We start from the raw sequence: 14015 nt of genomic DNA, 5'->3' as shown, positions 1-14015 counted from the left end.
GACCGCCAGCACCTGAAGCTGGTGCGTCTACCAATTCCGCCATCTGGGCACGGGGGCTTGGAAAGCCCGGGTAGGCGGCGGGCCCTAGGGCAGGGCCGGCGGCCTTGTCAACCGACGCACCCGCGGGCAAGGCGGCGTCGATCGAGAGATGGCGGTGGTGCGGATGATGGATGGATTGGTGACGCTGATCGGCGGCGGTGGCTTTGTCGGCCGCTATGTCGCGCAGGCGCTGATGAAGGCCGGCGCGCGCGTCCGCGTCGCACAGCGCGATCCGCGGCAGGCGTTCTTCCTGAAGCCGCTCGGCGGGCTCGGCCAGACCCAGTTCGTCGCTGCCGACGTGACCCGCCCCGACACGATCGCGCAGGCCGTCGCTGGGGCGCGGGCGGTGGTGAACCTCGCCGGCACGTTCGGCGCGGATATGGTTCGCGTCCAGGCCGATGGCGCGGGCACGGTGGCACGGGCGGCGGCGGCGGCCGGCGTCGCGACCTTTATCCACGTCTCGGCGATCGGAGCGGACTTGGCCTCTCCCGCCGCCTATGCGCGTTCTAAGGCGGCGGGAGAGGCGGCGGTGCGCGACGCTATGCCCGGCGCGACGATCCTGCGGCCTTCGACGGTGTTCGGCCGCGAGGACCAGTTCATCAATCGCTTCGCCGCGATGATCGAGAAGGCCCCGATCGTACCGGTCCTGCGCGCCGGTGCCCGCTTTCAGCCGGTGTTCGTCGGCGACGTCGCCGATGCGGTCGCGGCGGCGGTGGTCGATCCCGGCACGGCGGCGGGGCAGACGTTCGAGCTGGGCGGTCCCGATATCCTGACCATGGCAGAGTTGCTGCACTGGATCGCGGCGACAACGGGCCGCAAGGCGCGCTTCCTTGAGCTGCCCGACTTCGCCGGCGCGGCGATCGCGCGGGCGGGGTTCCTGCCGGGCGCGCCGATCAGCTGGGACCAGTGGCTGATGCTGGAGCGGGACAGCGTCGTCACGGCGGGTGCAGCGGGGCTGGAGGCGCTGGGCGTCACGCCGACCCCGCTTGCCGCGGTCGCACCGCATTGGCTGGTCCGCTTCCAGCGCGCCGGCCGCTTCGCGCGGCGGGCGGAAACCACCGCCTGATCGACGGACGACACCATGACCGACCTCCTCACGATCCTGATCCTCGGCATCGTCGAGGGTATCACCGAGTTCCTGCCGGTCTCCTCGACCGGCCACCTGATCCTGGCGACGCGGCTGCTCGGCTACGATGCCGAGCATTGGGCCTTGTTCAACGTCGTCATCCAGCTTGGCGCGATCCTGGCGATCGTCGTGCTGTATTGGCGGACGGTGTGGACGGTGGTGGCCGGGCTGGTGCGGCGCGAGCCGGGGGCGTGGCGGTTCGTGCGCAACCTGGCGGTCGCGTTCGCGCCGGCCGCGGTGATCGGGCTGGCGCTGCACAAGCGGATCGAGGCACTGCTCGGCAATGCGGAGGTCGTGGCGGTGGCGCTGCTGGTCGGCGGCGTCGCGATCCTGCTGGTCGAGCGGGTGGCGAAGCCCGGCACGATCAGGGGCGTCGCCGACATCCCGCTCGGCACCGCGCTGGCGATCGGCGTGGTGCAGTGCCTGGCGATGGTGCCGGGGGTGAGCCGCTCGGGCGCGACGATCCTGGGTGCGGTGGCGCTCGGGGTGGAGCGGCGCACGGCGGCCGAGTTCTCGTTCTTCCTCGCCATTCCGACGATGCTGGGGGCGAGCGCGCTGGAGGTGGTCAAGCATCGCCAAGCTCTGACGGTGGCAGGCGGCGTCGGGCCTCTGGCGATCCTGCTGGGCAGCGCAGTCGCGTTCGTCGTCGCGTTGCTGGTGGTGCGTTGGTTCGTCACCTTGGTGGGACGGCACGGGTTTGCACCGTTCGGATGGTATCGGATCATCGCCGGTGGAGCCGCCTTGGCATGGCTGACGCTTGGATAGGGAGCTAAGCGGACCTTTTTCTCTGCTAACATGTCAGCCGCATCACGCGCCCGTGGCTTAGAAGATCAAGACAGGTAAGTACAGCTGTCTTGATATAAGCTGTTGTTGGCGGTAGATCGCCAACGACAGCCGATAGGACCGCCATGGCCGACGATCCGATGCTCAAGTTCGTGGTGCGGCAGCAGGCCTATCCGGCCAAGCGCGAACCTGCCCAGCGTGCCGAGGACTTCGCCGAGATCGCGGAGCGCTATGCCGTGCCCAGCGCCGAGGACCAGGCCGGGCGCTGCTCGCAATGCGGCGTGCCTTATTGCGCAGTGCATTGCCCGCTCCACAACCACATCCCCGACTGGCTGCGCCTGACCGCCGAAGGGCGGCTGCGCGAGGCGTACGAGCTGAGCAACGCCACCTCGGCGATGCCCGAGATCTGCGGCCGCATCTGCCCGCAGGATCGTCTGTGCGAGGGCAATTGTGTGATCGAGTTCTCCGGCCATGGCGCGGTGACGATCGGCTCGGTCGAGAAGTTCATCACCGACACCGCCTGGGAGGAGGGATGGGTGGAGCCGCTGGTAGCCGGGCGCGCGCGAGGCCAGTCGGTGGCGGTGATCGGGGCCGGACCGGCCGGGTTGACCGCGGCGGAGTATCTGCGCGGCCATGGCTATGACGTCCATGTCTATGACCGCCACGACCGGGCCGGCGGCTTGCTGACCTATGGCATTCCCGGCTTCAAGCTGGAGAAGCTGGTGGTGATGCGCCGGGTCGAGCGGCTGCAGGCGGGTGGCATTGTCTTCCATGAAGGCTTTGCGGTCGGCGTCGATGCCTCGCTCGACGAGCTGCGCCAGCGGCATGACGCGGTGCTGATCGCGACGGGCGTCTACAAGGCGCGGCAGGTCGAGGCACCCGGAGTCGGCGCGGGCGGCGTGGTCGAGGCGCTGGATTACCTGACCGCCTCCAACCGCAAGGGGTTCGGCGACGCGGTGCCGGCGTTCGACGACGGCAGCCTCGACGCCGCCGGCAAGCGGGTGGTGGTGATCGGTGGCGGCGACACAGCGATGGATTGCGTCCGCACCGCGGTCCGCCAGGGGGCGGCGAGCGTCCAGTGCCTGTACCGCCGCGACCGCACGAACATGCCCGGCAGCCCGCGCGAGGTCGCCAATGCCGAGGAGGAGGGGGCCGAGTTCGTCTGGTTGTCCGCGCCGCTGGCGTTCGACGGCGAGAGCCAGGTGAGCGGCGTCCAGGTCCGCCGGATGCGGCTCGGCGCGGCCGATGCGAGCGGGCGGCGCTCGCCGGAGCATGATCCGGGCGGCGACTATGCGCTGGGCGCGGACCTGGTGATCAAGGCGCTGGGGTTCGACGCGGAGGACCTGCCGACGCTGTTCGGTGCGGCCGAGCTGGGGGTCAGCCGCTGGGGCACGGTGCTGGTCGACGGCAAGACGCTGATGACCAGTCTCGACGGCGTGTTCGCGGCGGGCGATATCGTGCGGGGCGCGAGCCTGGTGGTGTGGGCGATCCGCGACGGGCGCGACGTGGCGGCGACCATGCACGCATGGCTGAAGGCAAAGGCAGAGAGCGAGAGGGTGGCGGCATGATGATGGAGACAGCGATAGCGGCGGCCTTGCTGGCGGCGACGCCCGCCCTGGCGCAGACGACGCCATCGGTGCCGGCAGCCGCCCCGCAGCCGGTGTTCGCCGTCCAGCTGATCCCGCCCACCGACCCGGTGCGCCTTGCCGCTGCGAAGCCGGTGATCGACCGTATCTGGCCGGCCGGCACCTATGCGCGGATGATGCGCACGATGATGGGGCCGTTCATGCAGAGCTCGATCGCGCAGACCATGGCGATGAAGCCGGGCGACCTGATCCCCGGCATGATGGGCAAGCCGACCGGCAAGCCCGAGGACAATGAGACGCTGGGCCAGATGGCGGCCAAGAACGACCCGTATTTCCAGCAGCGCATGGCGCTCACCATGAACGCGGTCGGCGACGAGATGGCCAAGCTGATGACTCAGGTGGAGCCGGGCGTGCGCGACGCGCTGGCGCACGCTTATGCGCGCCGCTTCACCGGAGTGCAGCTTGGCGAGCTGGACCGGTTCTTCGCGACGCCGACCGGCCAGGCCTATGCCGCCGATCAGATGACGCTGATGATGAGCCCCGACATGGCGCAGGCGATGCAGGCGTTCGTGCCGGAGATGGTCAAGGCCGCGCCCGAGTTCATGGCCAAGGTCGCCGAAGCGACCAAGGACCTGCCGCCGCCGGGCAAGAGCAAGGCTGCCTCGCCTCGCGCCGTGCCGCCGGCCAAGACGCCGTGACCATTCCCTTGAGCGACCAGCGCGCCCGCCTCGCCGCCGAGGGCATGTACCGACCCGAGTTCGAGTCCGACGCGTGCGGTGTCGGCCTGGTCGCCGCGACCGACGGCACCGCCTCGCGCCGCGTAGTCCAGTCGGCGATCGATGCGTTGAAGGCGGTGTGGCACCGCGGCGCGGTCGACGCCGACGGCAAGACCGGCGACGGCGCGGGGCTGCACGTCGACCTGCCGCTGCGCTTCTTCGATGACGCAATCGCGCTGTCGGGGCACCGGCCCAAGCCCAACCGGCTGGCGGTCGGCATGATCTTCCTGCCGCGCACCGACCTCGGCGCGCAGGAGAGTTGCCGGACCATCGTCGAGAGCGCCGTGATCGAGGCGGGCTACACCATCTATGGCTGGCGGCAGGTGCCAGTCGACGTATCGGTGATCGGCCTCAAGGCGCAGGCGACCCGGCCCGAGATCGAGCAGATCATGATCGCCGGGCCGCTGCCGGAGGAGGTCGACGAGGCCGAATATGAGAAGAACCTATACCTCGTCCGTCGCCGGATCGAGAAGCGCGTCATCGCCGCGCAGATCCAAGGCTTCTACATCTGCTCGCTGTCGTGCCGCTCGATCGTCTACAAGGGGTTATTCCTCGCCGAGAGCCTGTCGGTGTTCTACCCCGACCTGACCGACCAGCGCTTCGAGAGCCGGGTGGCGCTGTTCCACCAGCGTTATTCGACCAACACCTTCCCGCAATGGTGGCTGGCGCAGCCGTTCCGCTGCCTTGCCCATAACGGCGAGATCAACACGGTTCGCGGCAACAAGAACTGGATGCTCAGCCACGAGATCCGCATGGCGAGCCTGGCGTTCGGCGAGCATTCGGAGGACATCAAGCCGGTGATCCCCGCCGGCGCGAGCGACACTGCCGCGCTGGATGCCGTGTTCGAGGCGATCTGCCGTTCGGGCCGCGATGCGCCGACCGCTAAGCTGATGCTGGTGCCCGAGGCGGAGGGGCAGGATACGCCCGACAGCCATGTCGCCATGTACCGCTACCTCGCCAGCGTCATGGAGCCGTGGGACGGCCCCGCCGCGCTGGTGATGACCGACGGCCGCTGGGCGGTGGCCGGCATGGACAGGAACGCGCTGCGCCCGCTGCGCTACACCCGCACCAGCGACGGCCTGCTTATCGTCGGCTCCGAGAGCGGCATGGTGCCGGTGCCGGAAAGCACCGTCGTCGCAAAGGGCCGGCTGGGGCCGGGGCAGATGATCGCGATCGACCTTGCCGAGGGCGTCGTGCTCGACGACCGCGCGATCAAGGACCGCATCGCCGGCGAGCAGGACTATGCCGGCATGATCGGCGAGTTCCACACCCTCAAGGACCTGCCGCCGGCGCAAGGCGATCCGATCGTGCGCTACCCGCGCGCCGAGCTGGCGCAGCGCCAGGTCGCCGCCGGTCAGACGATGGAGGACATGGAGCTGATCCTGTCGCCTATGGTCGAGGCCGGCAAGGAAGCGATCGGCTCGATGGGTGACGATACCCCGCTGGCGGTCATCAGCGACAAGCCGCGGCTGATCAGCCAGTTCTTCCGCCAGAACTTCAGCCAGGTGACCAACCCGCCGATCGACAGCTTGCGCGAGCGGCACGTCATGTCGCTCAAGACCCGGTTCGGCAATCTCGCCAACATCCTTGACGTGCGCGACCAGCGCGAGCGGGTGCTGGTGCTGGACTCGCCGGTGCTGACCGGCGCGCACTGGACGCGGCTCAAGGCGCATTTCGGTCGTGCGGTGGCGATGATCGACTGCACCTTCGAGGCGAGCGGCGGGCCGGAGAAACTGCGCGCGGCGATCCAGCGTATCCGCAACGAGGCCGAACAGGCGGTGCGCGAGGGGCGCAGCGAGCTGTTCCTGACCGACGAGGCGGTTGGCGAGGAGCGGATCGCCATCGCCGGCGTGCTGGCGGCGGCGGCGGTCCACACCCATCTCGTCCGGCGCGGCCTGCGCAGCTATGCATCGATCAACGTGCGGTCGGCCGAGTGCCTCGACACGCACTATTACGCGGTGCTGATCGGCGTCGGCGCGACCACGGTGAACGCCTACCTGGCCGAGGCGGCGATCGCCGACCGCCATGCGCGCGGGCTGTTCGGTGACCTCGACCTCGACACCTGCCTGACCCGCCATCGCGTCGCGATCGAGGAGGGGCTGCTCAAGATCATGTCGAAGATGGGGATCGCGGTGATCTCCTCCTATCGCGGTGGCTATAATTTCGAGGCGGTGGGCCTCAGCCGCAGCCTCGTCGCCGACCTCTTCCCCGGGATGCCGGCGAAGATCAGCGGCGAGGGCTATGCCTCGCTCCACTACAGCGCCGCCAAGCGCCACGAGCTTGCCTTTGATCAGGGGGTCGCGCGCCTGGCGGTCGGCGGCTTCTATCGCCAGCGCGCCGATGGCGAGACCCACGCCTATTCGGCGCAGCTGATGCACCTGCTGCAGAGCGCGGTGGCGACCGACAACTACACCCAGTATCTCCAGTTCGCGCGCGGCGTCGCCGACCTGCCGCCGGTGTACCTGCGCGACCTGCTCCAGTTCAATTTGCCGAGCGAGGCCGTGCCGATCGATCAGGTGGAGGCGATCACCGAGATCAGGAAGCGCTTCGTCACGCCCGGCATGTCGCTGGGCGCGCTCAGCCCGGAGGCGCACGAGACGCTGGCGATCGCGATGAACCGGATCGGGGCCAAGGCGGTGTCGGGGGAGGGCGGCGAAGACCATGCCCGCTACACCCCTTATGCCAATGGCGACAACGCCAACTCGACGATAAAGCAGATCGCGTCGGGGCGGTTCGGCGTGACGGCGGAGTATCTCAACGCCTGCGAGGAGATCGAGGTCAAGGTCGCGCAGGGGGCCAAGCCCGGCGAGGGTGGCCAGCTGCCCGGCTTCAAGGTGACGGAGTTCATCGCCAGGCTGCGCCATGCGACGCCCGGCGTGATGCTGATCAGCCCGCCGCCGCACCACGACATCTATTCGATCGAGGATCTGGCGCAGCTGATCTACGACCTGAAGCAGATCAACCCGCGCGCGCGGGTCTGCGTCAAATTGGTGTCGTCGGCCGGCATCGGCACCGTCGCTGCCGGCGTCGCCAAGGCCCATGCCGACGTCATCCTGATCTCCGGTCATGTCGGCGGCACCGGTGCCAGCCCGCAGACCAGCATCAAGTACGCCGGCACGCCGTGGGAGATGGGGCTGAGTGAGGTCAACCAGACGCTGACCCTCAACGGCCTGCGCGGGCGCATCCGGCTGCGCGCCGATGGCGGGCTGAAGACCGGGCGCGACATCGTCATCGCCGCCATCCTGGGCGCGGAGGAGTACGGCATCGGTACGCTGAGCCTGGTGGCCATGGGCTGCATCATGGTGCGCCAGTGCCATTCGAACACCTGTCCGGTCGGCGTCTGCACCCAGGATGCGGCGTTGCGCAGCAAGTTCGGCGGCACGCCCGAGAAGGTTATCAACCTGATGACCTTCATCGCCGAGGAGGTGCGCGACATCCTGGCGCGGCTGGGGGTGCGCAGCCTCGACGAGGTGATCGGCCGCACCGAGTTCCTTCGTCAGGTCAGCCGCGGTGCCGAGCATCTCGACGACCTCGACCTCAACCCGATTCTCGCCAAGGTCGACGCGACCGATGCCGAGCGGCGCTTCTCGCTCTCGACCTTCCGCAACGAGGTGCCAGACAGCCTCGACGCGCAGATCATCAAGGATGCCGCCGCCGTCTTCAGCCGCGGCGAAAAGATGCAGCTCACCTATTCGGTGCGCAACGTCCACCGCGCGGTCGGAACGCGGCTGTCGAGCGAGATCGTGCGCACCTTCGGCATGGCGAAGCTGGCGGACGGCCATGTCACCATCCGGCTGCGCGGCTCGGCCGGGCAGAGCCTCGGCGCGTTCCTGTGCAAGGGCGTGACGCTGGAGGTGCTGGGCGATGCCAACGACTATGTCGGCAAGGGACTGTCGGGCGGTGTCATCGTCGTCCGCCCGGCGGTGTCGTCGCCGCTCGCCAGCCAGGACAATACCATCATCGGCAACACCGTGCTGTACGGCGCGACCAGCGGGCGGCTGTTCGCGGCGGGCCAGGCGGGCGAGCGTTTCGCGGTGCGCAACTCGGGTGCGAGCGTGGTGGTCGAGGGCTGCGGGGCCAATGGCTGCGAGTATATGACCGGCGGCGTCGCGGTCGTGCTGGGGCCGGTCGGCCAGAATTTCGGGGCCGGCATGACCGGCGGCATGGCGTTCGTCTATGACGGCGATGACAGCTTCGAGCGGCGCGCCAACCCCGACAACGTCGTCTGGCAGCGCGTCGCCACCGCCTATTGGGAGGGCGTGCTGCACGATCTAGTGCGCGACCATGCGCTGGCGACAGACAGCAAATGGTCCAATGGCCTGCTCGCAGACTGGCACCGCACGGTCGGCCGCTTCTGGCAGGTCGTCCCCAAGGAGATGCTGACCCGCCTGCCGCAGCCGCTTGCCGAGCCGGTACTGGAAGCGGCGGAGTAGGATCGCTATAAAGGTCTGTAACGCCAGGAAAGTCGGAGTCGCGTCGATGAAGCTGCCCCTCGCCCTCGCCCTGCTGGTCATCGCCTCGCCCGCGGTCGCGCAATCGGGTCCGCCGCGGCCTTCCGCCGGCGACGCCGCCCGCGTCCTTTCGGACCCGGCGGCGCAGGACGTGATCGCGCTGCAGATCGCCTCGCTTGCCGGCATCGTCCTCGACACCAAGGTCGGGCCGCTCGCCGCGCTGACCGATCCGCGCGACCATGTCCGCGCCGACGACACGTTGCGCTCGGTCGAGCATCGCCGCGATCCCGAGTTCGAGCGGCACCTGTATGAGGGTTCGCGCCGCGCCGTCGCCACCGCTGGCGCGGTTGCGGGCGGGGCGGTGACGGAAGCGGCGGAGCTGCGCCGTACCGCCGACCGGCTGCGCGCCGCGCTCGGGCCGCTGATTGCCGCGGCGGGGTCGCTCGACCAGGGTCAATAACGCCCGGCCGTGCCTGGGCGGCTGGACGCCAGCCCGGGGTGCGGTAAGAAGCCGCGATGTGGCAGCTCTATCAGTTCCCGCTCTGCCCGTTCAGCCGCAAGGTGCGCCTGCTGCTGGGTGAGAAGGGCGTCGGCTACGAACTCGTCCGCGAGTCGCCCTGGGCGCGGCGCGACGAGTTCCTCGACATGAACCCGGCCGGGCAGACGCCGGTGATGGTCGACACCAGCCGCCCCGGCGCGCCGCTGATCGACTCGATGGCGATCTGCGAATATTTTGAGGAGACGGTCGACAAGGCGGCGACGATCAACGGCACCGCCGCCAACCGCGCCGAGATCCGCCGGCTGGTCGCCTGGTTCGATGGGCCCTTCTATCGGGACGTGACCGGGCCGCTGCTGTACGAGCGGATGGAGAAGCGGCTCGCCAGCCGTGCCAGCCCCGACGCCAAGGCGCTGCGCGAGGCGATGAAGGCGGCAATCCGCCACCTCGACTATGTCGATTACCTGCTCGACCACCGCAATTGGCTGGGCGGCGCGACGATGAGCCTCGCCGACCTCGCCGCCGCTGCGCAGATCTCGGTCACCGACTATCTCGGCGGCATCGACTGGCAAAGCCATGAGCAGACCGCGCGCTGGTATCGCGGGCTGAAGAGCCGGCCGAGCTTCCGCCCGCTGCTGTCGGAGCGGATCGAGATGCTGTCGCCGCCGGCGCATTATGATGATGTCGATTTTTAGGCGCGGGCGGCCCTCGCTTTGCGCCAGCAAAGCGAGGACTCGCCACGGCGGCCAGCGGGCCGGCTTTGCCGGCTCGTCTGACGGCGTGGCATGATGGCGACGATTAACGACTTCCTGAAGCTCGACATCCGCGTCGGCACCATCGTCACCGCCGAGCCGTTCCCCGAGGCGCGCAAGCCGGCGACCAAGCTCGGCATCGATTTCGGGCCCGATATCGGCATCAAGCGCTCGTCGGCGCAGATCACCGTACATTACTCGCCCGAGGCGCTGATTGGGCGGCAGGTCGCGGCGGTGGTCAACTTCCCGCCGCGGCAGATCGGGCCGATGATGAGCGAGGTGCTGACGCTCGGCTTCCCCGACGCCGACGGGGAGGTGGTGCTGATCGGGCCGGACAAGCCCGTCCCCGAAGGTGGCCGGTTGTTCTAGCGCGCGAGCGGCGAGGCGTCGAACCCGGCGAGCAGGTCGGCGACGTCGTCATAGATCGTCTGAGCCCCCGCCTCGAACAGCGCGTCGTCGGCGAAGCCGCCCGACCGCACCGCGACCCGCACCATGCCGCACTTGCGGGCCGCGTCCATGTCGTAGGGCGCGTCGCCGACCACCACCACGTCGGCGGCGTCGATTCCCGCCTTGTCGCGCGCCACCGCGAAGATGTCGGGCGCCGGCTTGGAGGTGCCGACGTCGTCGATCGTGGTCGCAACATCGACCAGGTCGCCGATGTCGAGCAGATCGCAATAATGCTTCAGCTCCTCCTCGCTGGCGGACGAGGCGAGGATGATGCGCAGCCCAGCGTCGTGGACCCGCAAGATCAGGTCGCGGGCGTGCGGAAAGGCGCGCGCCCGGTCGATACAGTCGCCCTTGAAGATCGCGCCGTGGCGGTCGCCCAGCGCCTCGGCCGCATCGTCGTCGCTACCAGGGATTAGCGCGGGGACCAGATTGTCGGCACCCTTGCCGATCTGGCCGGCAATCGCCTCGTTCGCGATGTCATGCCCTGCTTCCGCAAAGGCGCGTTGCCAGGCCTCGACATGCAGCCCGTTGCTATCGACCAGCGTGCCGTCGATGTCGAAGAAGACTGCCTTGCACGCCATGTCATCGCTCCCGTCCCAACCAAGCGAGCGACGGGGGTGGCGGGTTCCGTCAGCCCAGGCTCTTCGACGCCTGCTCGAACAGGTCCTTCGACAGCCCGGCTGTCGCGACGATCCGCTCCAGCTCGGCGCGCATCAGGCCGGCGCGACCGGCATCGACCCGCCGCCAACGGCCGAGCGGCGGCAGCAGCTTGGCCGCGGTCTGCGGGTTGAGCTGGTCGAGCGCGATCAGCTGATCGGCGAGGAAGCGATAGCCCGATCCGTCGGCGGTGTGGAAGGCGCGCTGATTGACCCCGAACGCGCCGATCAGCGAGCGCGCGCGGTTCGGGTTGGCGAGGGTGAAGTCGGGATGGCGCACCAGCTCCGCCACCGCCGCGCCGGTGTCGGCGCGGGTCGACAGCGCCTGCGTCTGGAACCATTTGTCGAGCACCAGCCCGTTGCCGGCATAGCGATTGTAGAAGATGTCGAGCGCCGCGACCCGCTCCTCGCCGAACGGGCGGTCGTCGCCATTCGCCAGCGTGCCCAGCGCCGCCTGGCGATCGGTCATGTTGTCCGCCGCCTCAAATTGGGTGAAGGCGAGCTTGGCCGCATCCCCGGCACCGCTGGCGGCGGTATAGCCAAGCGCGACGTTGCGCAGCCGGCGCAAGCCCTTGGCGGCGGGCGTATAGGCATAGAACGCGCGTGCGCCGTCATAGGCAGCGCGCCACTGCGCATCTAGCGCGCGGCCGAGTTCGCGGCGCAGCGCTTCGCGCGCGCGGAAGATCGCTTCGGGATCGATCATCGCCAGCTGGTCGCCGACGAAGCTCTCGCTGGGCAGCAGCACCGCCTCGGCGACAAAGGCGGGGTCGAGCGCCGGATCGGACAAGGTCGCGCTCACCGCCGCGACGACGGCCTGATGGTCCGCACGTCCTTCCACCGCGCCCGCCACCAGCGTGTCGAGCATCAACTGCTGCATCGCCTCGTAGCGGCCGAACGGGTCGTCGTCGTGGCGGCTGAGAAAGGCAAGGTCGGCGGCGGTACGGTCGCTCTCGATCACGATCGGTGCGGAGAAGCCGCGGTTGATCGACAGGACGGGCCGCTCGGTGATCGCCTCGAACGTCACGCTGCCAACGCCGTCGCCGAACAGAACGAGCCGCTCGTCGGTCAGCGGCCGGCCGGTCTCCGCCCCGAACAGCTTGAGCTTGAGCGGCAGCAGCATCGGCGACTTGTCTGGCTGGCCGGGGGTCGCGGCCACCGATTGCGCCAGCTTCACCGTCGCGCGGCCACCGCCCGCCTCGTGATCCACCGCCACCGCCAGGCGCGGCGTGCCGGCCTGGCTGTACCAGAGGCGGAACTGCGCCAGATCGACACCGCCCGCCTCCTCCATGCAGGCGACGAAATCCTCGCAGGTCGCGGCGGTGCCGTCGAAACGCTGGAAATACAGGTCGGTCGCTGCCCGAAACGCCTGCGCGCCCAGCATCGTCGCCATCATCCGGATCAGCTCCGCGCCCTTGTTGTAGATCGTCGCGGTGTAGAAGTTGCTGATCTCCTGATAGCTTTCGGGGCGCACGGGATGGGCGAGGGGGCCGGCATCCTCCGGGAACTGGCCGGCACGCAGGCCGCGCACATCCTCGATCCGCTTGACCGCGGCCGAGCCCTGGTCCGCCGAGAAACACTGGTCGCGATAGACGGTGAAGCCTTCCTTGAGCGACAGCTGGAACCAGTCGCGGCAGGTGACGCGGTTGCCCGACCAGTTGTGGAAATATTCGTGCGCGACCACCGCGGCGATCGCGTCGTAATCGTAATCGGTGGCAGTGTCGGGGTCGGCGAGGATGTAGCGGCTGTTGAAGATGTTCAGCCCCTTATTCTCCATCGCGCCGAAGTTGAAATCCTCGACCGCGACGATGTTGAAGACGTCGAGGTCGTATTCGCGGCCATAGACCTGCTCGTCCCACGCCATCGCCAGCTTGAGCGCGTGGAGCGCGTGATCGGTGCGGGCGAGGTCGCTCTCGCGCACCCAGATGCCGAGCTGCACCTCTCGCCCCGACACGGTGGTGAAGGTGCCGCGATTGGCCGCGAGGTCGCCGGCGACGAGGGCGAACAGGTAGGAGGGCTTTGGGAACGGGTCGTGCCATTCCGCCCAGTGACGACCGTCCTCCTCCCCGCCGCTCGCCACCGGATCGCCATTGGCGAGCAGCACCGGAAAGCGCGCGCGGTCGGCGCTCATCCGCACCCGATAGGTGCTGAGCACATCGGGGCGGTCGGGAAAGAAGGTGATGCGCCGGAACCCCTCTGCCTCGCATTGCGTGCACAGGATGCCGCTGGACGCGTAGAGACCCATCAACTGGGTGTTGCGCTCGGGATGGATCGCGACCTCGGTCTCGATCATGTGCGCGGTGCCGGCGAGCGGGATCACCAGCGTCTCGCCGTCGAGCTGCCAGTCGTCGATCGCGGTACCGTCGACCTTCACCGACACGGGCCGCTGGCCGGCACCGTCGAGGCGCAGCGGCTCGGCGTGCAGGCCGTTGCGGGTCACCGCCAACGTCGCGCGGACCCGCGTCTCGGCCGGATCTAACTCGAAGGCGAGGTCGACCGTCGGCACCAGCCAGGCCGGCGGGCGGTAATCCTCGCGGCGGGTGACGGCGGGTGTCAAGATGGGTTGGGCGAGGCTGCGCTGGATGTCGAGCATCGTGCCACTATAGGTGGCCGCCGACGCGATGCTACCCCGAGGAGACGCCGTGAGCCGCTTGTTGATCCTGGGTCATGGCTATGCGGCTGGGGTGATCGGGCGGCGGCTGGCGGCGCAGGGCTGGCAGGTGACCGGCACCACGCGCGATGGCCGCGACGGCACGCTGCGCTTCGATCCGGCGGCGGGGGCCACCGACATCGCAGCAGCGCTGGCGCGCGCGACGCATGTGCTGAGTTCGGTGCCGCCGCTGGGCGAGGATGACCCGGTGCTCGCCAGCATCGGCGACCGGCTGGCCGGGCGGTGGCTCGGCTAT

At 69.1% G+C, this 14015-nt stretch carries 10 protein-coding genes and 1 pseudogene; 9 read left to right on the top strand and 2 right to left on the bottom strand.

Annotated features, from left to right (window positions below):
• Window positions 1-163 precede the first annotated feature (163 nt).
• From HUU96_RS03720 to HUU96_RS03685, 8 genes are all read left to right on the top strand, one after another.
• Window positions 164-1105: a complex I NDUFA9 subunit family protein gene (locus HUU96_RS03720; protein ID WP_174291515.1), complete on the top strand. Its 942-nt coding sequence runs from the start codon at window positions 164-166 to the stop codon at window positions 1103-1105.
• 15 nt (window positions 1106-1120) lie between these two features.
• A complete protein-coding gene (locus HUU96_RS03715; RefSeq protein WP_174291513.1) occupies window positions 1121-1930 on the top strand; it encodes an undecaprenyl-diphosphate phosphatase in 810 nt (269 codons plus the stop codon).
• 143 nt (window positions 1931-2073) lie between these two features.
• Window positions 2074-3516 (top strand): NAD(P)-dependent oxidoreductase, encoded by a 1443-nt coding sequence (locus HUU96_RS03710; protein ID WP_174291512.1) that lies wholly within the window; start codon window positions 2074-2076, stop codon window positions 3514-3516.
• Window positions 3474-4232: a DUF2059 domain-containing protein gene (locus tag HUU96_RS03705; RefSeq protein ID WP_174291511.1), complete on the top strand. Its 759-nt coding sequence runs from the start codon at window positions 3474-3476 to the stop codon at window positions 4230-4232. Before HUU96_RS03710 ends, HUU96_RS03705 begins: the two co-directional genes overlap by 43 nt.
• A gap of 44 nt (window positions 4233-4276) precedes the next feature.
• Window positions 4277-8743: a glutamate synthase large subunit gene (gene gltB / locus HUU96_RS03700; protein WP_174291514.1), complete on the top strand. Its 4467-nt coding sequence runs from the start codon at window positions 4277-4279 to the stop codon at window positions 8741-8743.
• A gap of 46 nt (window positions 8744-8789) precedes the next feature.
• Entirely contained in the window at window positions 8790-9221 is a 432-nt protein-coding gene (locus HUU96_RS03695) for a hypothetical protein (protein ID WP_174291510.1), read from the top strand.
• Window positions 9222-9277: 56 nt separating this feature from the next.
• Window positions 9278-9952, top strand: a complete 675-nt coding sequence (locus HUU96_RS03690) for a glutathione S-transferase family protein (protein WP_174291509.1) — start codon at window positions 9278-9280, stop codon at window positions 9950-9952.
• A 93-nt stretch (window positions 9953-10045) separates the two neighbouring features.
• A complete protein-coding gene (locus HUU96_RS03685) occupies window positions 10046-10378 on the top strand; it encodes a tRNA-binding protein (protein ID WP_217430256.1) in 333 nt (110 codons plus the stop codon).
• Here the strand turns inward: HUU96_RS03685 and HUU96_RS03680 are convergent.
• Window positions 10375-11037: an HAD family hydrolase gene (locus HUU96_RS03680; RefSeq protein WP_174291507.1), complete on the bottom strand. Its 663-nt coding sequence runs from the start codon at window positions 11035-11037 to the stop codon at window positions 10375-10377. The genes HUU96_RS03685 and HUU96_RS03680 overlap by 4 nt on opposite strands.
• Before the next feature lie 49 nt (window positions 11038-11086).
• Window positions 11087-13702: an aminopeptidase N gene (pepN, locus tag HUU96_RS03675; protein WP_174291506.1), complete on the bottom strand. Its 2616-nt coding sequence runs from the start codon at window positions 13700-13702 to the stop codon at window positions 11087-11089.
• Window positions 13703-13751: 49 nt separating this feature from the next.
• Between pepN and HUU96_RS03670 the strand changes: the two are divergent.
• Window positions 13752-14015: pseudogene (locus tag HUU96_RS03670) on the top strand (SDR family NAD(P)-dependent oxidoreductase); the annotation flags it as partial.

The sequence above is a fragment of the Sphingomonas bacterium genome, assembly GCF_903644135.1.
GTDB lineage: Bacteria > Pseudomonadota > Alphaproteobacteria > Sphingomonadales > Sphingomonadaceae > Sphingomonas.
The sequence above is the reverse complement of the archived record's forward strand: the minus strand, read 5'-3'. Positions and strand labels throughout refer to the sequence as shown.